Source organism: Roseovarius sp. MBR-79, assembly GCF_053628555.1.
Genome location: NZ_JBRJGP010000008.1, coordinates 61623 through 82424 on the forward strand (window position 1 = coordinate 61623; position 20802 = coordinate 82424).

Sequence of the window (20802 nt, forward strand, 5' to 3'; positions counted from 1 at the left end):
TGTCCACATTCTGCGTCGCGGCATGGCTTGACGCCAGCTTGGTGACCCGCATGATGCGCGAAACCCCGCTCGAGAGGAGCCGCACCATGCCCGACACATCACCGAAAACCGCCGTTGTCACCGGGGCCGCGCGCGGTATCGGGCTGGCGACCACGCGGGCCTTTCTCGATCAGGGTTGGCGCGTGGTGATGATTGACCGCGACGCCCCCGCGCTCACCGAGGTGGCCGCCGGGCTGAGCGGCGTCGATCCGGTGATTTGCGACGTGTCGCAGCCCGGCCAGGTAGACCAGATGGCCGCCTATCTGGCCGAGACCTGCGAAAGCGTCGATGCGCTGGTGAACAACGCTGGTGTCGCTGATTTCGGCCCCATCGCCGAAACCGATTTCGCCCGCTGGCGCACGGTGATGGAGACCAATCTGGATGGCGTGTTCCTGATGTCCCAGGCGCTGCGCGCGCCGCTTTGCGCGGCGCGGGGCGCGATCGTCAACATTGCGTCGATCTCGGGCTTGCGCGCCTCGACGCTGCGGGTGGCCTATGGCACATCGAAGGCGGCGGTGAAGCATCTGACGCTGCAACAGGCGGTGGAACTGGGCGAGCATGGCGTGCGTGTCAACTGCGTCTGCCCCGGCCCGGTGGCGACCAAGCTGGCGATGGCCGTTCATACCCCCGACATCATCGCCGCCTATCATGACGCGATCCCGCTCAATCGCTACGGCACCGAGGCGGAACTGGCCGAAGTGATCACCTTTCTATGCTCGGAGCGGGCAAGCTATGTCACCGGCCAGATCATCGCCGTCGATGGCGGGTTCGAGGCGACGGGCATCGGCCTGCCGGCGCTCAGAGGAGCGTGAGCAGCGCCTCCGGCGGGCGGCCGATCACGGCGCGATTTCCCGCGATGGCGATGGGGCGCTCGATCAGGACGGGGTTTTCGGCCATGGCCGCGATCAATGTCTCCGGCTCGCTCTCGCGCGAAAGACCCAACTCGCGGAACCGCGCTTCGCCGGTGCGCATCATCTCGATGGGCGCGCAGCCGAGTTGGGCCAGCACCGCGCGCAATTCGGCGTCTGAGGGCGCTTCCTCTAGATAGCGCCGCACCGTGACCGCAGCGCCGTGTTCCTCGAGCAAGGCTAGGCCCTGCCGAGATTTCGAACACCGCGGATTGTGCCAATAGGTGATCACAGCCAATCCTCCCGTTTGGTTCCCACCGCTTCGGCCACGGTGGCGAACCCGTCCCGCGCAAGCAGCGCCTCAAGCCCGCGCGCAATATCGCCGACCAGCGACATCCCCTCGTAAACCAACGCCGAATAAAGCTGCACCGCGCTCGCGCCCGCGCAGATCTTGGCATAGGCGTCCTCGGCCGAGCCGATCCCGCCCACGCCGATGAGCGGCAGCGTGCCCCCGGTCAGCTGCGACAGCCGCGCCAGCACCCGTGTGGACTTCTCGAAGAGGGGCGCGCCGGACAGCCCGCCCGCCTCATGCCTCTGCGGGCTTTGCAGTCCGTCCCGCGCGAGCGTCGTGTTGGTGGCGATGATCCCCGAGAGGCCGCTTGCCAGCGCAACATCGGCAATCTCCGAAAGCTCGGGATCGCTCAGATCCGGCGCGATCTTGAGGAAAACCGGTATCGGGTGCGGCAGCGCATCGCGCGCCGCCATCACACCCGCGAGCAGTGCCGCCAGGGCCTCGGCCCCCTGCAATTCGCGCAGCCGCTCGGTATTGGGGCTGCTGACATTGACCGTGGCGAAATCGAGATGCGCGCCGCAGCGCGCCAGCACCTGCGCGAAATCCCCCGCGCGGTCGGCGCTGTCCTTGTTGGCCCCGAGGTTGAGGCCGATGATCCCCTCTTTCGGGCGCTCTGCCAGCCGCGTTGCCGCCGCCTCCATCCCTTCGTTGTTGAAGCCGAAACGGTTGATCACAGCCCGATCCTCGGTCAGGCGGAAAAGCCGCGGGCGGGCGTTGCCCTCCTGCGCGCGCGGCGTGACCGCCCCCACCTCGACAAAGCCGAACCCGGCGCGGCAGAGCGGGCCGAGTGCCTCGGCGTTCTTGTCGAACCCGGCGGCAAGACCCACCGGGTTGGGCAGGACAAGCCCCGCCAGATCGGTGCGCAAGCGCGGGCTGCTGATCGGCCCCGGCTGCGGCACCAGCCCCAGCCGCAGGGCACGCAGCGCCAGCCCATGCGCGCGCTCCGGGTCCAGCCGGTGCATGAGGCCGAGGCCAAGCCGCTCCACCGGCCTCATTCCAGCCCCGCCGGGAATTGGTGCGCGCCATCCACCAGCGGCAGAGGCTGCGCCCAGACCACATCCGACAGGCGCAATGCGCGGTAAAGATGCGGGAAGAGCGCGCCCCCGCGCGACGGCTCCCATTTCAGGGCGTCGCCAAGCCGCTCGCTCTCGACGGCAAGGAGCATCAAGCCCTCTTCGCCCGCGAAATGCCGTGCCGCCGTCTCGGCGGCCTGCGTGGCGGTGGAGAAATGCACATAGCCATCGGCCAGATCGACCGGCGCGCCAAGGCTCTCGCCCCGCGCCCGCAAATCGTCCCATTCGGGACCACGGAAAATCTTGTAGATCAGCATGGGAGCGGTGATGCCCTGCGGGCGCGCGCCCGTCAAGCGATGCTTGAGGGCGCGGCGCGGATCGGCTAGCAAGAGGGTCCATCGAGAGGGGCAGCCATGGCATTCACCATCGCAATCGACGGGCCGGCAGCGGCGGGCAAGGGCACCATCGGGCGCGCGCTGGCCGCGCATTTCGGGTTTGCCCATCTCGATACCGGCCTTCTCTATCGGGCCACGGGTCGGCGGATGCTCGACGGGCTCGAGGCGGTGGAGGCGGCGCGCAGCCTGCGCGCCGGGGACCTCGACGCCGACGACCTGCGCAGCCCCGAGGTCAGCCAGGCCGCAAGCCGCGTGGCTGCCATCCCCGAGGTGCGTCAGGCCCTGCTCGATTTCCAGCGCGCCTTTGCCCGGCGTGCGGGCGGCGCGGTGCTCGACGGGCGCGATATCGGCACGGTGATCTGCCCCGACGCGGAGGTAAAGCTCTATGTCACGGCCAGCGATGCCGAGCGTGCGCGCCGCCGTCATCTCGAGCTGACCCAAAAGGGCCATGCCGTGACGCTTGAGGAGGTGGCCTGCGATCTGCGCCAGCGCGACGCCCGCGACAGCGCACGGGCCACCGCGCCTCTGAAACCGGCGGCGGACGCGCTCTTGCTCGACACCTCGGAACTGACCATTGATGAGGCCGTCGCGGCCGCCGTGGCCAAGGTCCGGGGCGCTCTGCCGGTCGGCTGAGGTTCAGCCGCCCCGCACCGCGTCGATCATGCGCTGCACGTTGTCGGGGTCCGCGTCGGGCGTGATGCCATGGCCGAGGTTGAAGATATGCGGGCCGCCGCTCAGCGCGTTCACGATGCGCCGCGTCTCGGACATCAGCGCTTCGCCCCCCGTCACCATATGCGAGGATTTGAGGTTGCCCTGCACGCAGCCATCCACCTGCACGTTGGCCGCCACCCATTCCGCGCTCACCGAATCGTCCACCGCGACGCAATCCGCCCCGGTCTGCTTGTGAAAGCCGATGTATTTGTCGCCCGCCTCACGCGGGAAGGCGATGACGGGAATGCCCGGATGCCGGTCCTTCAGCGCCGCGATGATGCGGCGGGCGGGGTCGGTGGCGTAGCGGTCGAAATCATCGCCCTTGAGCGACCCGGCCCAGCTATCGAAGAGCTTGACCACCTCGGCACCCGCACTGATCTGCGCCGAGAGATATTCAACCGTCGCCTCGGTCAAAAGGTCGATCAGCGCCTCGAAAACCGGGCGGTCGGCGTCTTTCAGCGCGTGCGCGGGCCCCTGATCGGGCGTGCCGCGCCCGGCGATCATGTAGGTCGCCACGGTCCAGGGTGCCCCGGCAAAGCCGATCAGCGCCACCTCGGGCGGCAATGCGCCGGCAAGGTTGCGCACGGTCTGATAGACGGGGTTGAGCGTCTCGTGAATATCAGCCACCGGCCGCAGCGCATCAAGGCCCGCCTTGTCGGTGATCGTCGACAGGCGCGGCCCCTCGCCGGTCACGAACCAAAGATCGGCCCCAAGCGCCTGCGGCAACAGCAGGATATCGGCAAAGAGGATCGCCGCATCGAAGCGATAGCGCCGGATCGGCTGAAGCGTGACCTCGGTCGCCAGATCGCTGTTGTAGCAGAGCGACAGGAAATCGCCCGCCTCGGCCCGGGTGGCGCGGTATTCCGGCAGATAGCGCCCCGCCTGCCGCATCATCCAGATGGGCGGGGTGGGCAGCGTTTCGCCATTGAGGGCGCGCAGGATCGGCTTGGTTTCTGGCATGGAGTCCTCCGTTTGCCTTTTGGTCGCGTTGACAGCGCATGATGTCAAGTCGCGGCGCGCTTGCCACGCCGCTTTGTCGCGTCTAAACCGGCTGTCATGACACGTGATATGCCCACCCCGACCCACCCGCTCAAGATCGGCACGCGCGGCTCGCCGCTGGCACTCGCGCAGGCGCATGAGACACGCCGCCGGCTTCAGGCGGCGTTTGACCTGCCCGAGGCCGCTTTCGAGATTTCGGTGATCAAGACCACCGGCGACCGGGTGCTCGACCGCCCGCTCAAGGAGATCGGCGGCAAGGGGCTCTTCACCCGCGAGATCGAGGAGGCGCTTCTTTCGGGGGCCATCGACATCGCGGTGCATTCGATGAAGGACATGCCGGTGCTTCAGCCCGGTGGCCTCACGCTCGACTGTTACCTTCCGCGCGAGGATGTGCGCGATGCTTTCGTGTCGCCCGGTGCGCGTGGCCTTGCTGATCTGCCTTCGGGCGCGCGCGTCGGCACCTCGTCCTTGCGGCGCAAGGCGCAGGTGCTTGTGGCCTGGCCGCATCTCGAGGTGGTGGAGTTTCGCGGCAACGTCCAGACCCGGCTGAAAAAGCTTGAGGACGGCGTTGCGGCCTGCACCTTCCTTGCCATGGCGGGGCTGAACCGGCTCGGGCGTGCCGATGTGGCGACCGCCGCGATTGACCCCGAGGTGATGCTGCCCGCCGTGGCGCAAGGAGCCATCGGGATCGAGCGCCGCGAGGGGGACACCCGCGCCGCCGACATGCTCGCCGCCATCCATGACACACCGACCGGACAGCGCCTCGCCGCCGAGCGCGCCTTTCTCGCAGCACTCGATGGCTCCTGCGAGACGCCGATCGCGGGGCTGGCAGAGCTTGACGGCACCACACTGCGCCTGCGCGGCGAGATCCTGCGCCCCGACGGCGGCGCGCGCCACGCTGATGACGCGACCGCCCCCATCGAAGACGGGGCCGCACTCGGGCATGAGATGGCGGCGCGGCTTCTGGCCGAGGCGGGACCGGGTTTTTTCGACTGGCGCGGCTGAGCCGGATGAAGGGGCCTCTTGCGGCCATTTTCAGCCTTGACGCCTCCACGCCGCTGGCATACCTAGCCCCCTGCTTGGCGGAGTAGCTCAGTTGGTTAGAGCAGCGGAATCATAATCCGCGTGTCGGGGGTTCGAGTCCCTCCTCCGCTACCAAGTTGCACGCTGCGATATCCCAAAATTACCGAAACCTGCGACAAGGTGCGACAGGGCGCTGAGACGTCGGGAGCGGCGGTGGTGGTCTTCAAGGTCGACAGACCTGTGCTATCGCCATCCTATTTTGACACACATCGGCCCCGGACAGCGCCCACGCAACGACCTGTCCCGACCGGGATTGGTCGCGCGGGCCAATCGTGACGTGCGGTCATCCGCGCAATCCTCGACCGGAGCTTTGGCCCGCGCTGACCGACCGGGCTGCGGCAGAACAACTTTCCGAGGCGGCGCAGCAGGCACGTGGAAACAGGCTTGGTCATTGCCATGTGTGGCCGGCCCCCGGAATGAAAAAGGCACCGATGCCGATCAGGTCCAGTCCGCCTCGGTGATATTCAGGGTGGCGATGCGCGAATAGAGCGTCGTCGGTTTGATGCCGAGAAGCGCGGCGGCACCGGACGGGCCGGCGATGCCGCCCCGCGTTTCGCGCAGGGCGGCGATCAGGTTGGCGCGCGCCAGCGCCTGCATCTGCGCCTCGGTGCGAAACGGCTTGCCGGTTGGCCCGTGCGGCCCCAAGCCCCCAAGCTCCACCACCAGCTTGCGATCCTGCGACACAATCGCGGCGCGCTCCATCGCGTTGTGAAGCTCGCGCACATTGCCGGGCCAGTCATAGGATTGCAGTTGCCGCACCACGCCTTCGGTCAGCACCGGCTCGGCCCGGTTGAGCCTGCGGCAGGCGATCCTGAGCAGATGCGCGGCCAGCAGGGGAATATCCTCCTGCCGGTCGCGCAGCGGCTGGCAGGTGATGGGAAACACGTTGAGGAACAGATAAAGATCCTCGCGGATGCGAGGCGAGCGGCGGGCCTGCTTGTCTGACAGCGTGGTGGCGGCGATGACGCGGATATCGAGCGGTTTGGCGCGGGTATCGCCCAGACGGGTCACGGCGCTGTTCTGCAACGCGGCCAAGAGCTTGCCCTGTATCTCAAATGGCAATTCCTCGACATCGTCCAGAAACAGCGTGCCGCCATGCGCCAGCTCCAGCTTGCCGGGTTTGTCGCGGGTGGCGCCATTTGGCGCACCGCGCACCTGACCCCATAATTCGGCCTCCACCTCTTCGGGGGCGACCGATCCGCATTTGAAATGGATAAGGGGGCGGCGCGCGCGGGGGCTGGCCTTGTGAATCGCGGTGGCGACAAGCGATTTGCCGGTGCCGGTCTCGCCGCTGATGAACACGGTGGCATCGGTGCGCGCCACAAGGTCGATGCGCTGCAGGGTCTGGCGCACCGCAGGCGACGCGCCGATGATGTTGTGATGCGCGCGTTCCGTCGTGATCGCCTCTTGCAGATAGGCGTTTTCCTGTTCCAGCCGGTCGCGCAGGGCGGCCACCTCGGCCATCGCCTCGCGCAGCTTGCGCTCGTTTTCCTTGCGCTCGGTGATGTCGCGAAAGATCACCACAGCCCCCGCCAGCACGTTCTGATCATAGATCGGGGTAGAGACATATTCGACCCGGATCGGCTTGCCATCCTTGCGCCAGAACACCTCGTCCTCGATCCGATTGACCTGTTCAAAGCGGAAGGATTGATAGATCGGGCAATCATGGGCGTGATAGATGTCGCCGCTCAGGTGGTGATGGTGGATCACCGAATGAATGTCGTGGCCCAGAAGATCGTCGGCGGTCCAGCCGAGCATTTCCTGTGCCGCACGATTGACGAAGGTCGTCTTGCCATCGGCATTGACGCCGTAAATACCTTCGCCCGCCGCGTTCAGGATCAACTGGTTCTGGCGTTCCAGTTCGGCAAAGAAGTCCTGCGCGCGCCGCCATTCCAGCAGGCCGGAACGGTGCAATTCCGCCGCCTGCGCGATGCGGTCGTGCCGCCCCATCTCATCCAGATCAAGCAGGGTCAGAACCAGCAGCGCGGGGGTATCATGGATCAGCCTGCCCCGGATTTCGACGCGCAGCGGCGTGCCCTTCGTCGTTGCAAGTGTGATGTCGCGGCTCCACGCCTCGCCCCGGTGGACGATTTCATCCACCAGCACGATAAAGTCCGGCAGGCTGGCCCCGACCAGTGGCGAAAACGGCGTGCCGGGGGTGTCGGGAAGATCAAGCAGGGCGCGCGCACGCGGATTGGCCGCGCTGATGCGGTCGGCGACAAGGTCGATCACCAGCGCCGCCTCGGCCAGCGCGTCAAGCAGGGAATCGGGGGGGACGGGCATCCTTTGCATGGGCAGAGCAATAGCGCCGCAGCGCAGCGCGACAATACGAAATATCGTAAATTACGAAAACCCGTAACTCATTGGCGCAAGCCTGCACATTAAATACCTGTAAGTAAATGAAAGTTTGTATTGCCTAAAAAAAGGCACGGCCTTTTGCGTCGGGGCGCTTCATCGGATCATGGGTCCAAAGCCATCCGAGCGAAAGGACGCGACATGACGATGAAAAGCCTTGGCAATCCGTTTTCCGAAAAGAATGACCTGCGCCACGGCGCGTCCTGCGGCTGCGGCAGTTGCAAGGCCGCGCCGCACCATGCCGATGCGCCGGTGATGTCGTCCGATGCGATGCTGGAACGCGCGGTCGAAAGCGCGGTGGTGCGCTCGATCTTCGGTCACAGCGATATCGGGCGGCGGTCGTTCATGGGGATGGTGGGGGGCGGCACGGTGGCGGCGGCGCTGGCGTCTGTCTTTCCGCTTGATGCGGCCAAGGCGGCGATTCTGGACAATCTTGGCAAGCCCGAAAAAACCGACCTCAACATCGGCTTTGTGCCGATCACCTGCGCCACGCCGATCATCATGGCGCAGCCGATGGGGTTCTATGAACGCTACGGCCTCAACGCGAGCGTGATCAAGACCGCCGGTTGGGCCGTGGCGCGCGACAAGTCGCTGTCGGGGGAATATGACGCCAGCCACATGCTGACGCCGATGCCGCTGGCGATGACGCTGGGCGCGGGATCGACCGCCGTTCCCTACATCATGCCCGCCGTCGAGAACATCAACGGACAGGCCATCGTGCTGGCCAACCAGCACCTCGACAAGCGCGACCCGCAGAAATGGAAGGGCTTCACCTTTGGCGTGCCCTTCGAATATTCGATGCACAATTTCCTGCTGCGCTATTATGTGGCCGAACATGGGCTTGACCCGGATGTGGATATCCAGATCCGCGTGGTGCCGCCGCCCGAGATGGTCGCCAACCTGCGCGCGGGCAACCTTGACGGCTATCTCTCGCCCGACCCGTTCAACCAGCGCGCCGTGTGGGAGGGGATCGGATTTATCCACCTCTTGACCAAGGAGATCTGGGAGGGGCACCCCTGCTGCGCCTTCGCCGCGCCGCTCAGTTTTGCCACCGAACTGCCCAACACCTATGGCGCATTGCTCAAGGCCATCGTCGACGCCACGCAATATGCCTCCAAGGCCGAGAACCGCAAGGAAATCTCGGCGGCAATCGCGCCCACCAACTATCTCAACCAGCCTGTCGAAGTGATTGAACAGGTGCTGACCGGCACCTTTGCCGACGGTCTGGGCAATGTGCAGCAGGTGCCCGACCGGATCGATTTCGACCCGTTCCCGTGGCATTCCATGGGCGTGTGGATCCTGACCCAGATGAAGCGCTGGGGCTATATCGAGAATGACATCGATTACAAGGCCGTGGCCGAACAGGTCTACCTTGCCGCCGATGCCCGCAAGGTGATGACCGATCTGGGCTATGAGGCACCCGATATCAGCTACAAATCGCATGTCATCATGGGCAAGACCTTCGATCCGGCCGAGCCGGAGGCCTATGTCAAAAGCTTCGCCATCGGCAAGGGGTGAGCCATGGCGACCCTGTCCCTCAACAAACGCGCGCTGCTGATGTCGGTCGTGATCCTTCTGGTCGGCCTCCTGATATGGGAGGCCGCGATCCCGGCGCAAAAGGCCGTGGGCGAACTGACGGAATACGAACGCCTGACAGGCGGCGGCGCGCAAAAGGCGGGCGTGCCGCCCCCGTCGCAGGTTCTGGCCAAGGCCTGGGCCGAACTCAGCAACCCGTTTTACGACGCAGGCCCCAACGACAAGGGGATCGGCATTCAGATTGGCTATTCCATCTACCGGGTGCTGTCGGGCTATTTCATGGCCGCTCTGGTGGCCATTCCGCTTGGCTTTCTGATCGGCATGTCGCCGGTGGCCTACAAGGCCCTCAATCCGTTCATTCAGGTGCTGCGCCCCATATCGCCCTTGGCATGGATGCCGCTGGCGCTGTTCATCATTCAGGATTCAGAGGCCAGCGCGATCTTCGTCATCTTCATCTGTTCGATCTGGCCCATGCTGATCAACACCGCCTTTGGCGTGGCGGGCGTGCGGCAGGACTGGGTGAACGTCGCGCGCACGCATGAGCTGGGCCATTTCAGGACCGCCTTTACCGTGATCCTGCCTGCCGCAGCACCGACCATCGTCACCGGCATGCGCATTTCCATCGGCATCGCGTGGCTGGTCATCGTCGCCGCCGAGATGCTCGTCGGGGGAACCGGCATCGGCTATTACGTCTGGAACGAGTGGAACAACCTCGACCTGACCTCGGTCATCTTCTCGATCCTGATGATCGGCATTGTCGGCATGATGCTGGATGCGGCCTTTGCCGCCCTGCAACGTGCCGTGGCCTATGCGGAATAAGGACCCAAAAGATGAGCAAACCGTTTTTGTCGATCGAGAACCTGACCCAACGCTACCCCGATGGCCAGGGCGGCACGCTGACCGTGTTCGAGAATGCGACCTTCGGGGTGGAAAAGGGCGAGTTTGTCGTCATCCTCGGCCATTCGGGCTGCGGCAAATCCACCATCATGAACATTCTCGCGGGTCTGGCAGAGCCAACGAGCGGCGTGGTCAAGATGGACGGGTTCGAGGTCTCGGGCCCCAGCCTTGACCGGGGCGTGGTGTTTCAGAACTACTCCCTGCTGCCCTGGCTCAGCACGCTGAAGAACGTAAGCTTTGGCGTGGCCGCCCGGCATCCGGAATGGTCCAAAGCCAAGGTGCTGGATCATTCCCGCGAGTATCTGGCGATGGTGGGGCTGGAGGGGGACGTGATCCACCGCAAACCCAGCCAGTTGTCGGGGGGCATGCGGCAACGGGTGTCGATTGCCCGCGCCTTCGCCAACCACCCCAAGCTTTTGCTGCTGGACGAACCGTTCGGCGCACTCGATGCTTTGACGCGGGGCACGATCCAGGATGAATTGCTCAAGATCTGGGGCGGCACCGGGCAGACCGTGTTCATGATCACCCATGACATCGACGAGGCGATCCTGCTGGCGGACCGTATCCTGCTGATGACCAACGGCCCCTATGCCCGCGTGGCGGAATCGGTCGAGATCACCATTCCGCGCCCGCGCAACCGGACCGAGATCGTGGAGCATCCCAACTATTACCCGATCCGCAACCATCTGGTGCAGTTCCTTGGCAAACGGTCCAAGGAACTGGCCGGTCAGGCCTCGGACGGGGCGGCCCAAACCCCGAAGGCGGTGCGGATCGACCACACCGCCCCTGACGATGACACCGGCGAGGCGCGACGGCTGCGCGCCGTGAACCTCTGACCCCGATTTTCAGGACCGAAAGAATGGAGGACCCAATGAAAGACACCGTAACCCTGCCCGCCGTGATGACCAAGGAAGATGTGACAACCCTTATCCTGATCGCCAGGAAAAAGACCGGGATGAAATGGGAGGAGATTGCCGCGGCCATCGGCATGTCGCCGGTCTGGACGCACTCGGCCTGCATGGGCATGAACACCATGCCCAAGGCCAAGGCCGAGGCGCTGGTCGCGCTGCTCGATCTGCCACAAGAGGCGGTCTCGGTGCTGGAGGAGTATCCCACCAAGGTCTGGGAACAGGCGGTGCCGACCGATCCCTGCATCTACCGCCTCTATGAAATCGTGGGCGTTTACGGCCCGACGATGAAGGCGCTCATTCAGGAGGAATTCGGCGATGGCATCATGTCGGCGATTGATTTCGACATGCAGATCACCCGCGTCGCCAACCCCAAGGGCGACCGCGTCAAGGTCGAGATGTCGGGCAAGTTTCTGGGCTATAACTCCTGGTAAGAGCGGGCATTCGGTCATCACCCGGATGGTCGCACGTGACGCGGTCATCCGGGCAGCCCACCTGTCAGGATCATGAGATCTCCGCACGGCTCAAGGGCCAGGCTGCCAAAGCTCCAGCGCATCAAGGCATTGGGCAAGGTCTGCCCGAAACGCCTGCGCCAGCAGGGATTGCGGCCGGTGCGCGGGTTCCAGGATTGCGATGGGACTTGTGATGAGCGGAACGAACTTGCGAAAGACAATGCCGCCCGTCGGGCAGCTTTTGGCGGTGATGCGGTCCACCAGACTGGCGCACATGCCATGCGCGACCAGCTGGATCGCCGGCAGGAAGGTCCGCAGCACGAACCGCCGGTTCAGCTTCGCCCCTGACCGGGCAAAGGCGGCTTCGGTGTCCTGATTGGTGGAGTGATCGTCAAACAGGGTTGCCATGGGAAAATCGTGCAGGTCCTGCGGTGTCAGGGCGCGATCTTGGGGAAACGGGTTTTGGGCAGGCAAGGCCAGCACGCATTCCAGATCCCATGACTGTCTGAGGATCGAGCTGCGCGGGGGCGGCGTTTCCGCAAGGCCGATGTCATATTCCTGACTGGCCACAAGATCGCTCACCACCTGCGACGAGCGCATCATCAGGTCGGCCTTGACCTCGGGGCGGTCCTTGAGGAAGTCCGCAAGCAACGACGGCATGAAGAACCCAGAGGCCGCCGGGAAACAGGCGATGCGCAGACAGCCGCGCTGGCGTGTGGAAAACTCTGCCATCGACCGCGTCGTGCGGGCGATCCGTTCCAGAATGTCCTCGGCTTCTTCAAGCAGGTAATGTGCTTCGGGGCAGGCCGTCAGGCGGCCATGTTCGCGCAGGAACAGCGCAAAACCCAGTTGCCGTTCCAGATTGGCCACCACCGCGCTGACCGCAGGCTGGGTGCGGCCCAGAACCCGGCTCGCCCCGGAAATCGACCCCGTTCGCATCACCTCACGGAAGGTTTGCAGTTGCTGGATGGTCAGGCGGCTCAGCATCCATAAATCCAATGTATGGAGTCAATCGAATTTCCCATTTGAATTTATGATAACGCAACGTCAAGCATAGCGAAAGCCAAGGGGGCCAGATGGACAGATTTGCCGCGATCTTGCTGACCAGCCTGATTTGCATCGTGGCCATGGGCCAGTTCGAGCAGGTGGTTACCCGCTATGTGCTGCAAGTTTCGGTGATGGGGTTGGAAGGTCGCAGCCTCGAACTGAGGCGTCAACGGGCGGGCCGCAACAGGCCCGCTCCCAAAGCGCGAAACACCGCTGGAGACCTGAATGGAAAGCGATTACGCCATCATCGGCGGGGGCATCGTGGGCCTGTCCGTCGCGTGGGGCCTTTTGCGCCGGGGGCTTCGCGTCACTGTGATAGATGGCGACGATGCGGGCCTGCGCGCCAGCCGAGGCAATTTCGGGCTGGTCTGGGTGCAGTCCAAGGGCATGACGCAACCGCGCTATGCGCAGTGGTCCCAGACATCGGCGGCACTGTGGCGCGGGTTTGCCGATGAGTTGTCCGATCTGACCGGCACCGATCTGGGGCTTCGGCAGGACGGCGGCTATGATCTGCATTTTTCCGAGGAAACACTGGCCGAAACGGTTGCGAAATACGAAGTCCTGAAAGCCACGCTTGGCGGCGATTATCCCTATGAGGTGCTTGGCCACAACGCGCTGCGAAAGGAAGAGCCCAACATCGGCCACAAGGTCGTGGGCGCGATCTGGCACAAACAGGATGGCCATGCCAACCCGCTGAGGTTGTTACAGGCGCTGGCCGATGGGGTCCGGCGCAAGGGCGGGCGCGTGCTCACGGGGCAAAAGGTGGTGTCCGTGGACAAGGCCGACGGGTTTACCTTGACCAGTGCCGACGGAACCCGCATCCGCGCGGCGCAGATGGTGCGCGCGGGGGTGCCGCCGCTCGCCTTGGTCGAGACCCAGACGCGGGGCGATGTCCTGCGGGCCGCGCGGCATCTGCCGCGTGCGATGCTGGGCCTAGGCTATCTGCTCAAGGGTCTGGGGCTGTTACGTGACCTTCGGCGCGCGGGTGTTGCCCGATTCACCGGGGCCACCGATATCCGGGTCGAAGGGTCAGATCATGCCGAGGCCGTGACCTTCACGACCAGGGGGCAAGCGCATCGCATCGCCTGTGACGCGGTGCTTTTGCACCATGGCGTTGTCCCGAACACGCAGGCCACCCGGTCGCTGAACCTGCCGCATCATTGGGACAACGCCCAGCGCAGTTTTCGACCCGTGACCGACGGCTGGGGGCGGAGCGCCGAACCGACCGTCTTCGTCGCCGGTGACGGGGCAGGGATCAAAGGCGCGCGCGCCGCCACCCTGACCGGGCAGATCGCGGCCCTCGCCATTGCCCATGACCTTGGAAAACTGACCGAGGGCGGCCGCGACCTTTCTGCCCGCCCCCTGCGCCTGCGGCTGGCGCTAAAATCCGCCGCGCGGCCCTTTCTCGACCGCGCCTATCCCCCCTGCGCGCAGGCCCTTGCCCCGGAGGATGCCACGATCATCTGCCGCTGCGAAGAGGTCACCGCCGGGGCCATCCGCCGCAGCGCCGCGCAGGGATGTCTGGACCCGAACCAGACCAAGGCCTTTGTCCGCGCCGGAATGGGCCCGTGCCAGGGTCGCTATTGCGGATCGACCGTCACGGAAATACTGTCGGCCTGCCATGTTCAGCCACAATCGCAAACCGGGGCTTACCGCATTCGCCCGCCCATCAAACCCGTGACGCTGGGCGAACTGGCGCAAATGGACACAGAGGGTGAAGACCCACTTCAGGAGGTATAGATGATCGAACGTATGGGGACCGGCACCCGCATGAGCAAAATCGTCAAACATGGCGGCGTCGTTTATCTTTGCGGACAGGTCGGCGAGGGGCCGACCGTTGCCGCGCAAACCCGCGATTGCCTGTCGCGGATCGAGACCTTGCTTGCCGAGGCCGGCTCCTCGCCGGATCGCATTCTACAGGCAATTATCTGGTTGGCAGACATGTCTGACTTTGCCGAAATGAACACGGTCTGGGATGCATGGGTGCCCATCGGCCACGCACCTGCCCGTGCTTGCGGCGAGGCAAAACTCGCCCGGCCAGACCTGAAGGTCGAGATCATCGTCACGGCTGCCTGCTGAGGGCTGCACCCCCGGACCCCGGAGAGCGAGGCCGCGATCTTTGGCATGATGCCTCCATCTGTTTGGCTTCAAACGGACACCCGCGCCAGAAAAACTGTCGGAAATAGCCCGGAACGGACCTCCGCCTGATTTGCGGCGACGCCATCCCTTCAGGCGTCTGAAATGCCCTCCAGAATGGGAAAAGGACAGGGCATGAGCGGGGCATGAGCGGGTATCCGGCCCGGTCGAATTATCCCGGTCCCACCCGACCGCTTGACGAAATGCGGATCCGCGGCATCAATCCCCGTCGTCACAGGCCGGTATCGCGCACATCGAGCGCATCGCGCAGGGCGTCGCCGACGAAATTGATCGCGAGCACGACCAGCATGATGGCCAGCCCCGGAAACACGCCAAGCCACCAGGCCTGAGAAATGAAACTGCGGCCATCGGACAGGATCAGGCCCCATGTCGGCGTGTCGGGCCGCACGCCGAGGCCGAGAAACGACAGCGAGGCCTCGCCAAGGATGGCATAGGACACGCTCACCGTCGCCTGCACGATGATCGGGGCCAGCGCATTGGGCAGGATATGGCGAAACATGATCCGCAGATCGGAAAAGCCCTGCACGCGGGCAGCATCGACGAATTGCTCTTCCTTCAGCGTCAGCACCATGGAGCGTGCGATGCGCGCGAAATCGTCGAGAAAGGCCAGCGCGATGGCGACGATGACATTCAGGAGGCCGGTGCCGAAGACCGCGACGAGATAAATCGCGATGATGAAGTTGGGAAAGGCCCATTGCAGGTCGATATAGCGCATGATGATCATATCGGCCCAGCCGCCGTAATAGCCCGCCACCACCCCCAGCGCGACACCGAAGACCAGCGCCAGCGCGACGGTCGAGACCCCGACAAAAAGCGAAATCTGCGTCCCCCAGATGATCCGCGACAGCAGGTCGCGCCCCAGATCGTCGGTTCCCAGAGGATGCGTCAGCGACGGGCCGCTCATCATGTCGAGGGTCATCGCGTTGGGATCAAACGGCGCAATCAGCGGGGCCAGCACCGCCGCCAGCAGGAAGGCCAGCAGGATGACCAGCCCCACCTGCGCCTTGCGGTCGCGCGCAAAGCTGGTGCGCAGGCGCGACGGGGCCGGTCGGATATCGGGTTCGGAGAGGTCCGGGGCGGGAAGATCGGTCATCAGGAATACCGTATGCGGGGGTCGATCACCGCATAGAGCAGATCGACCGCGAGGTTGGAGAGAACGAAGAACGCCGACACGACCAGCACCGCGCCCTGAACGACCGGGTAATCGCGGTTCTGGATGCCCTGGATCAGCACCCGCCCCAGCCCCTTGATCGCGAACACGTTCTCGACCACCACCGCCCCCGAGATCAGCAGCGCAAAGGCGATGCCGATCACCGTCACCACCGGGATAAGCGCGTTTGGAAAGGCGTGGCGCAGCATCTGCACCCGCATCGGCAGCCCCTTGGAGGCCGCCGTGCGCATGTAATCGGCGCGCAGCACCTCAAGCATGGACGAGCGGATCATCCGGGCGATAATGGCCGAAAACCCGGTGCCGATGGCGATCGAGGGCAGGATCAGGTGGCTGAGCCAGGGCCAGAGCCCTTCCGAGAGCGGCACATAGCCGATGGCGGGCAGCCATTGCAGATTGGCGGCAAAGACGATGATGAGCAGGATCGCCAGCCAGAAATCCGGCATCGACAGCCCCAGAAAGGCAAAGAGCGACACCGTCGCATCGGTGGCGGTATTGCGGCGCGTGGCCGACAGGATACCCGCCGGAACGGCGATCACCAGCGCGATGACGAAGGACAGGAAGGCCAGCGACAGGGTGCGCGGCAGCGCCTCGAGCAGGATGGTCGACACCGGCTGGTTGTTGCCGAAGATCGACTGGCCCAGATCGCCCTGCAAGAGGTTGGTGAACCATTTCCAGAACTGCACCAGAAGCGGCTGATCGAGCCCCAGCTTGCGCGTCAGCGCCTCCCGCGCCTCTTCGCTGCCCGCATCGGCCAGCATGGCGGCCACCGGATCGCCGGGCACCAGCCGGATCATGAAGAACACCAGCACGGCCACCGCCAGCATCACCAGCGCGGAACCGACCAGCCGTCTCAGAATATAGGACCCCATGGCAGTCCGGGCAGGCCGCGAGGGGCCTGCCCGCCTTTCCCTGTTTATTTGAGCGAAATGCGGTCGAGTTCGTGCAGACCGGGAATACGCGCCCTTTCCGGCACCTCGACCGCGGCGCTGTGCACGAGCACATCCACCGGATGATAGAGGAACGCGCAGGCCACCTTGTCAGAGGTGATCGCGTTGGCCTGACGCACCAGATCGCGCCGCGTATCGGGATCGACCGCCACCGATTGCGCGTCGATCAGCCTGTCGGCCTCGGCCTCGCTGAAGAAGCCGAAGGGTTTCTCTGCCTTGTCGCGGTCCGGCCCGTTGAATTTCGAGGTGGTCTGCATCCAGTCCACCAGACCGTCATCGGGGTCGTAATCCCCGCCCGAGCCGCCGAGTCGCAGGTCGATCTCCATCTTGTTGAATTCCTCGATCCCGATGGAAAAATCCTTGGGATCGACGATCACGCTGATGCCCAGAACCTGCTTCAGGATATTGGCGACGACCTGACCGTCGCGCTTGGTATTGGGCGTGGTCTGGAGCTTCAGTTCCGGAAAGCCCGCGCCGCCGGGATAGCCCGCCTCGGCCATCAGCGCCTTGGCCCCTTCGGGATCGAACGCCTGTTCGGAGTTGTCGGCCAGCGTCTCGTCGAAGAAAAAGCCCATGGCCGGGTTGATCGTGCCATGCGCCGCGACGCCATAGCTGAACAGACCCTGTTTGATGAAAAGGTCCCGGTCGAGCGCCTTGGCGATGGCCAGCCGCACCATGAAGCCCTTTTCCTTCTTCAACTCCGCCACCGGCTTGTTGAAATCGCTGACCGTCATCGCCTCGTGCCAGGGATTGATCCAGATCGACTGGAATCCCGGCCCCGGCTTGATATCGACGACCAGATCGGGATTGGCCTGCATCCGCTCGATGAGCTGGGTCGGGAACGGATTGCCGCCCACGTACTGGATGTCGCCCGCTTCCAGCGCGGCTGCGAGCGGCTCCACACCGTCCACCGGCGTGATCGTGATCCGGTCGAGCTTGGGCCGGTCGGGATCGTAGTACTCGGCGAATTTCTCCAGCACGACGCCTTGCCCCAACTGATGCTCGACGACCTTGTAAGGCCCGGTGCCGATCGGCGTGAGGCCATATTGCGCAAGCCCCAGTGCCTCCAGCCCGCCGCGCGAGACGATGGTCATCGCCCGCCCCGAAGCGCGCTCCAGCGATTTGGTCAGGAACGAGGCCTGCGGCTGCTTGAGCCGGAAGCGCACCTCGTAATCGTTCAATTTCTCCAACTCGGCCACGTTGGCGATGACCCGGCTATGCACCGATTGCGCAGGGTCGCGCGAGCGGTTGAAGGTGAACACCACGTCATCCGCATTGAACGGATCGCCATTGTGGAACGTCACGCCCTCGCGCAGCTTGAAAGTGTAGTCGAGCCCGTCCTCGCTGACCTCCCAGCTTTCGGCAAGATCGCCCTGCGCCACCAGATCGTTGTCGATATGCATCAGCCCGCTGTAGATGTTCGAGGCGATCTGGAATTGCAGCACCTGGCCGATCTGCGCGGGATCGAGCGTGACGATCTCGCCGACACCGGCCCAGGCGCATTTCAACTCGCCCCCCGCCTTGCCCTGCGCCATCGCCGCCAGTGGCCGCAGGCCGGGCAGCACCTGTGCCAGCCCCAGCGCACCGCCCGCGGCCAGCAGGCGAAGCGTGGCGCGGCGGCTGAGCCGGTCGCCGCGCAACTCGTCGCGCGACAGACCAAAGAGCGGGTCGCGCGGATCATAGTCATGGGCCGCGCGCAGCTCCGCTTCGGCCCGTTTGATGAGGTCCTTATCGTCCATCTTTCTCTCCTGTTGTGGTGGTTTCTTTTGGCGGTCCGGTGGTGACGGCATGGCAGGCGACGGCATGTCCGGCACCTGCGCTTTCCAGTTCGGGGGCGATGCGGGTGCAGATATCCATCGCAATCGGACAGCGCGGGTGAAAGACGCAGCCCGATGGCGGGTCGAGCGGGCTTGGCACCTCGCCCTTCAGCATCGCCGGATTGCGGCTCTCTTCCGCGATCGGATCGGGGTTCGGAATGGCCGCGATCAACGCCTGCGTGTAGGGATGTTGCGGGTCGGAAAAGAGCGCGTCCGAACTCGCGGTCTCCATCACCCGGCCCAGATACATCACCGCCACCCGGTCGCACAGGTGGCGCACGATGGACAGGTCATGCCCGATAAAGAGATAGGTCAGGCCGTGCCGCACCCGCAGCTCTTCGAGAAGATTTATGATCTGCGCCTGAATGGACACGTCGAGCGCCGATACCGCCTCGTCGCAGACGATCAATTCAGGCTCCAGCGCGAGGGCGCGGGCGATGCCGATGCGCTGGCGCTGTCCGCCTGACATCTGGTGCGGATAGAGATCGACGAACCGCTCCGAGAGACCGCACATCGCCATCAACGCGACCACGCGCGCGGGGATATCCCCGGCATAGCGATGCACCTTCAGCACCTCGGCGATGATCGCGCCCGCCTTCATCCGCGGATTGAGAGACGAAAACGGGTCCTGGAACACCGCCGACACGCGCTTGCGATACGGGGCCAGTGCCGCGCCCTTCAGCGCGGTGATGTTCTCGCCGTCGAACCATACGGCACCGTCGGTCGCATCGACAAGGCGCAGCACCGTGCGCGCAAGCGTGGTCTTGCCGCAGCCGGATTCGCCCACCAGCCCGAAGGCTTCGCCGCGCCGCAGCGACAGCGTGACATTCTCCACCGCCTTGACGCTGGCAACCTGCCGTTGCAGCAGCCCCTTGTGCACCGGGAAATGCACGCTCAGACCCTCGATCCGCAGGAACGCATCGGCCGTCATGACGCCTCCCTTGTTTCATCGGACAGCGGAAAGTGACAGGCCACCTGTCCGTCGAACAGCGGGGCGGTGGTCGTGCAAATGGCCTGCGCATAGGGGCAGCGCGGGTGAAAGCGGCAACCGTCGATGCGCGCGAAGGGATCGGCGGGATTGCCGGCAATCGGTTCCAGTGGCTCGGAGCGGGGACGGTCCAGACGCGGCACCGAGCGCAACAGGCCCTGGGTATAGGGGTGGCGCGGCGCGTAATAGAGGGTGCGCGCCGCGCCGGTCTCGACGATCCGCCCGCCATACATGACATTGACCCGCCGTGCGTAGCGCGCGACGATGCCAAGGTTATGGGTGATCAGGATCAGCGCGGTGCCGTGATCGCGGCAGATCCGCGCCATCAGATCAAGGATCTGCGCCTGGATCGTCACATCGAGCGCCGTGGTCGGCTCGTCCGCGATGATCAGCTTCGGCTCGGCGGCAAGCGCGATGGCGATCATCACCCGCTGGCGCATCCCGCCCGAGAAGTGATGCGGGTATTGCCGCATCCGTTGGGCTGCATCCGACACGCCGACCTCTTGCAGAAGCGCGATGGCCCGTGCCCGCGCCGCCGCGCCCGACAGGCCCATGTTTTCCTCGATGCTTTCGGTGATCTGGCTGCCGATGGTCCGCACCGGGTTGAGCGAGGTCATCGGCTCCTGGAACACCATCGAGATGTCGCGCCCGCGACGCTTGCGCATCTCCTCGGGCGACAACCCGAGCAGATCCACCCCCTCGAACCGGATGCTGCCGGAGGTGACATGCAGATCCTCGGCCATAAGCCCCATCACCGCCAGCGATGACAGCGATTTGCCCGACCCCGATTCCCCGACGATGGCCAGCGTCTCGCCCGCCTCGACTGCGTAGGACAAGCCCTCGACCAAAGTCGGCTCAACGCCCTGCTTGCGCAGCGTGATCGTCAGATTTTCGATCTTCAGAAGTGTCATCTTGGCTCTTGCGCTATTTGGTCTACCACATACCAAGCGTTAACGAAACGCATCGACATATCAACCTCGCGGTTTGGGGTTTGGTTTTTTTCCTATGACTTCATTGGTTTTTTCATGTGACCTCACATGATCGTGACCATTTTCGGTGCACACCGCGCGGCGTGCGGGGCGCAGCA

The 20802-nt window shown here is 64.7% G+C and carries 20 protein-coding genes and 1 tRNA gene; 10 read left to right on the forward strand and 11 right to left on the reverse strand.

Annotated elements, in window-relative coordinates; translation table 11 throughout:
* The first annotated feature begins 86 nt into the window (after positions 1-86).
* Complete coding sequence (locus tag ACSSV8_RS09915) at positions 87-851, forward strand: SDR family NAD(P)-dependent oxidoreductase (RefSeq protein WP_454282331.1); 765 nt, start codon at positions 87-89, stop codon at positions 849-851.
* Here ACSSV8_RS09915 and arsC read toward each other — a convergent pair.
* Genes arsC through ACSSV8_RS09930 form a run of 3 tightly spaced genes read right to left on the reverse strand, consistent with a single transcriptional unit; the run spans position 838 to position 2569 of the window.
* Positions 838-1179, reverse strand: coding sequence for an arsenate reductase (glutaredoxin) (gene arsC, locus ACSSV8_RS09920; protein ID WP_454282332.1), 342 nt, complete (start codon positions 1177-1179; stop codon positions 838-840). The genes ACSSV8_RS09915 and arsC overlap by 14 nt on opposite strands.
* Complete coding sequence (locus ACSSV8_RS09925; RefSeq protein ID WP_454282333.1) at positions 1176-2234, reverse strand: quinone-dependent dihydroorotate dehydrogenase; 1059 nt, start codon at positions 2232-2234, stop codon at positions 1176-1178. Before ACSSV8_RS09925 ends, arsC begins: the two co-directional genes overlap by 4 nt.
* On the reverse strand, positions 2231-2569 hold the full coding sequence (locus ACSSV8_RS09930) for a DUF952 domain-containing protein (RefSeq protein WP_354538637.1): 339 nt from the start codon (positions 2567-2569) through the stop codon (positions 2231-2233). Before ACSSV8_RS09930 ends, ACSSV8_RS09925 begins: the two co-directional genes overlap by 4 nt.
* A gap of 96 nt (positions 2570-2665) precedes the next feature.
* Between ACSSV8_RS09930 and cmk the strand changes: the two genes are divergently transcribed.
* Complete coding sequence (gene cmk, locus ACSSV8_RS09935; protein WP_354538638.1) at positions 2666-3280, forward strand: (d)CMP kinase; 615 nt, start codon at positions 2666-2668, stop codon at positions 3278-3280.
* Positions 3281-3283: 3 nt separating this feature from the next.
* On the opposite strand, the gene hemE is transcribed toward cmk, so the two are convergent.
* Positions 3284-4318, reverse strand: a complete 1035-nt coding sequence (gene hemE / locus ACSSV8_RS09940; RefSeq protein WP_454282334.1) for a uroporphyrinogen decarboxylase — start codon at positions 4316-4318, stop codon at positions 3284-3286.
* A gap of 96 nt (positions 4319-4414) precedes the next feature.
* Here hemE and hemC point away from each other — a divergent pair, with 96 nt between their 5' ends.
* Positions 4415-5362 (forward strand): hydroxymethylbilane synthase, encoded by a 948-nt coding sequence (hemC, locus tag ACSSV8_RS09945; RefSeq protein ID WP_354538640.1) that lies wholly within the window; start codon positions 4415-4417, stop codon positions 5360-5362.
* 76 nt (positions 5363-5438) lie between these two features.
* Positions 5439-5515: transfer RNA gene (locus tag ACSSV8_RS09950), tRNA-Met, on the forward strand.
* 363 nt (positions 5516-5878) lie between these two features.
* On the opposite strand, the gene ACSSV8_RS09955 is transcribed toward ACSSV8_RS09950, so the two are convergent.
* Entirely contained in the window at positions 5879-7732 is a 1854-nt protein-coding gene (locus ACSSV8_RS09955) for a sigma-54 interaction domain-containing protein (protein ID WP_454282335.1), read from the reverse strand.
* A gap of 204 nt (positions 7733-7936) precedes the next feature.
* On the opposite strand from ACSSV8_RS09955, the gene ACSSV8_RS09960 reads away from it, so the two are divergent.
* The 4 genes from ACSSV8_RS09960 to cynS are packed head-to-tail and all read left to right on the forward strand — an operon-like array spanning position 7937 to position 11570.
* Positions 7937-9313 (forward strand): CmpA/NrtA family ABC transporter substrate-binding protein, encoded by a 1377-nt coding sequence (locus tag ACSSV8_RS09960; protein ID WP_454282336.1) that lies wholly within the window; start codon positions 7937-7939, stop codon positions 9311-9313.
* Positions 9314-9316: 3 nt separating this feature from the next.
* Positions 9317-10150, forward strand: a complete 834-nt coding sequence (gene ntrB, locus ACSSV8_RS09965) for a nitrate ABC transporter permease (protein ID WP_354538643.1) — start codon at positions 9317-9319, stop codon at positions 10148-10150.
* Between the two features lie 11 nt (positions 10151-10161).
* Positions 10162-11064, forward strand: a complete 903-nt coding sequence (locus ACSSV8_RS09970; protein ID WP_354538644.1) for an ABC transporter ATP-binding protein — start codon at positions 10162-10164, stop codon at positions 11062-11064.
* 35 nt (positions 11065-11099) lie between these two features.
* Positions 11100-11570 (forward strand): cyanase, encoded by a 471-nt coding sequence (cynS, locus tag ACSSV8_RS09975; RefSeq protein WP_454282337.1) that lies wholly within the window; start codon positions 11100-11102, stop codon positions 11568-11570.
* Between the two features lie 90 nt (positions 11571-11660).
* On the opposite strand, the gene ACSSV8_RS09980 is transcribed toward cynS, so the two are convergent.
* Complete coding sequence (locus ACSSV8_RS09980; RefSeq protein WP_454282338.1) at positions 11661-12575, reverse strand: LysR family transcriptional regulator; 915 nt, start codon at positions 12573-12575, stop codon at positions 11661-11663.
* 285 nt (positions 12576-12860) lie between these two features.
* Between ACSSV8_RS09980 and ACSSV8_RS09985 the strand changes: the two genes are divergently transcribed.
* Together ACSSV8_RS09985 and ACSSV8_RS09990 are read left to right on the forward strand one after the other, a co-directional pair.
* Entirely contained in the window at positions 12861-14375 is a 1515-nt protein-coding gene (locus ACSSV8_RS09985; RefSeq protein WP_454282339.1) for an FAD-dependent oxidoreductase, read from the forward strand.
* Positions 14376-14714 carry a RidA family protein gene (locus tag ACSSV8_RS09990; protein WP_454282340.1) on the forward strand — a complete coding sequence of 113 codons (339 nt, stop codon included), beginning with the start codon at positions 14376-14378 and terminating at the stop codon, positions 14712-14714.
* A 289-nt stretch (positions 14715-15003) separates the two neighbouring features.
* Here the strand turns inward: ACSSV8_RS09990 and ACSSV8_RS09995 are convergent, their stop codons facing one another.
* From ACSSV8_RS09995 to ACSSV8_RS10015, 5 genes are read right to left on the reverse strand one after another with little or no spacing between them, the layout of a single operon-like run.
* Positions 15004-15885, reverse strand: coding sequence for an ABC transporter permease (locus tag ACSSV8_RS09995; protein ID WP_454282341.1), 882 nt, complete (start codon positions 15883-15885; stop codon positions 15004-15006).
* Entirely contained in the window at positions 15885-16832 is a 948-nt protein-coding gene (locus tag ACSSV8_RS10000) for an ABC transporter permease (RefSeq protein ID WP_454282342.1), read from the reverse strand. The genes ACSSV8_RS09995 and ACSSV8_RS10000 overlap by 1 nt, the downstream gene beginning before the upstream one ends.
* A 44-nt stretch (positions 16833-16876) precedes the next feature.
* A complete protein-coding gene (locus tag ACSSV8_RS10005; protein ID WP_454282343.1) occupies positions 16877-18649 on the reverse strand; it encodes an ABC transporter substrate-binding protein in 1773 nt (590 codons plus the stop codon).
* A complete protein-coding gene (locus ACSSV8_RS10010) occupies positions 18639-19658 on the reverse strand; it encodes an ABC transporter ATP-binding protein (protein WP_454282344.1) in 1020 nt (339 codons plus the stop codon). Before ACSSV8_RS10010 ends, ACSSV8_RS10005 begins: the two co-directional genes overlap by 11 nt.
* Entirely contained in the window at positions 19655-20626 is a 972-nt protein-coding gene (locus ACSSV8_RS10015; protein WP_354538652.1) for an ABC transporter ATP-binding protein, read from the reverse strand. Before ACSSV8_RS10015 ends, ACSSV8_RS10010 begins: the two co-directional genes overlap by 4 nt.
* Between the last annotated feature and the right edge of the window lie 176 nt (positions 20627-20802).

What these genes read in the sequence shown, in the direction of transcription:
- ACSSV8_RS09915 (WP_454282331.1), top strand. Translation starts at nt 87, where the DNA reads ATGCCCGACACATCACCGAAAACCGCCGTTGTCACCGGGGCCGCGCGC.
- ACSSV8_RS09925 (WP_454282333.1), bottom strand. Translation starts at nt 2,234, where the DNA reads ATGAGGCCGGTGGAGCGGCTTGGCCTCGGCCTCATGCACCGGCTGGAC.
- ACSSV8_RS09930 (WP_354538637.1), bottom strand. Translation starts at nt 2,569, where the DNA reads ATGCTGATCTACAAGATTTTCCGTGGTCCCGAATGGGACGATTTGCGG.
- cmk (WP_354538638.1), top strand. Translation starts at nt 2,666, where the DNA reads ATGGCATTCACCATCGCAATCGACGGGCCGGCAGCGGCGGGCAAGGGC.
- hemE (WP_454282334.1), bottom strand. Translation starts at nt 4,318, where the DNA reads ATGCCAGAAACCAAGCCGATCCTGCGCGCCCTCAATGGCGAAACGCTG.
- hemC (WP_354538640.1), top strand. Translation starts at nt 4,415, where the DNA reads ATGACACGTGATATGCCCACCCCGACCCACCCGCTCAAGATCGGCACG.
- ACSSV8_RS09955 (WP_454282335.1), bottom strand. Translation starts at nt 7,732, where the DNA reads ATGCAAAGGATGCCCGTCCCCCCCGATTCCCTGCTTGACGCGCTGGCC.
- ACSSV8_RS09960 (WP_454282336.1), top strand. Translation starts at nt 7,937, where the DNA reads ATGACGATGAAAAGCCTTGGCAATCCGTTTTCCGAAAAGAATGACCTG.
- ntrB (WP_354538643.1), top strand. Translation starts at nt 9,317, where the DNA reads ATGGCGACCCTGTCCCTCAACAAACGCGCGCTGCTGATGTCGGTCGTG.
- ACSSV8_RS09970 (WP_354538644.1), top strand. Translation starts at nt 10,162, where the DNA reads ATGAGCAAACCGTTTTTGTCGATCGAGAACCTGACCCAACGCTACCCC.
- cynS (WP_454282337.1), top strand. Translation starts at nt 11,100, where the DNA reads ATGAAAGACACCGTAACCCTGCCCGCCGTGATGACCAAGGAAGATGTG.
- ACSSV8_RS09980 (WP_454282338.1), bottom strand. Translation starts at nt 12,575, where the DNA reads ATGCTGAGCCGCCTGACCATCCAGCAACTGCAAACCTTCCGTGAGGTG.
- ACSSV8_RS09985 (WP_454282339.1), top strand. Translation starts at nt 12,861, where the DNA reads ATGGAAAGCGATTACGCCATCATCGGCGGGGGCATCGTGGGCCTGTCC.
- ACSSV8_RS09990 (WP_454282340.1), top strand. Translation starts at nt 14,376, where the DNA reads ATGATCGAACGTATGGGGACCGGCACCCGCATGAGCAAAATCGTCAAA.
- ACSSV8_RS09995 (WP_454282341.1), bottom strand. Translation starts at nt 15,885, where the DNA reads ATGACCGATCTTCCCGCCCCGGACCTCTCCGAACCCGATATCCGACCG.
- ACSSV8_RS10000 (WP_454282342.1), bottom strand. Translation starts at nt 16,832, where the DNA reads ATGGGGTCCTATATTCTGAGACGGCTGGTCGGTTCCGCGCTGGTGATG.
- ACSSV8_RS10005 (WP_454282343.1), bottom strand. Translation starts at nt 18,649, where the DNA reads ATGGACGATAAGGACCTCATCAAACGGGCCGAAGCGGAGCTGCGCGCG.
- ACSSV8_RS10010 (WP_454282344.1), bottom strand. Translation starts at nt 19,658, where the DNA reads ATGACGGCCGATGCGTTCCTGCGGATCGAGGGTCTGAGCGTGCATTTC.
- ACSSV8_RS10015 (WP_354538652.1), bottom strand. Translation starts at nt 20,626, where the DNA reads ATGACACTTCTGAAGATCGAAAATCTGACGATCACGCTGCGCAAGCAG.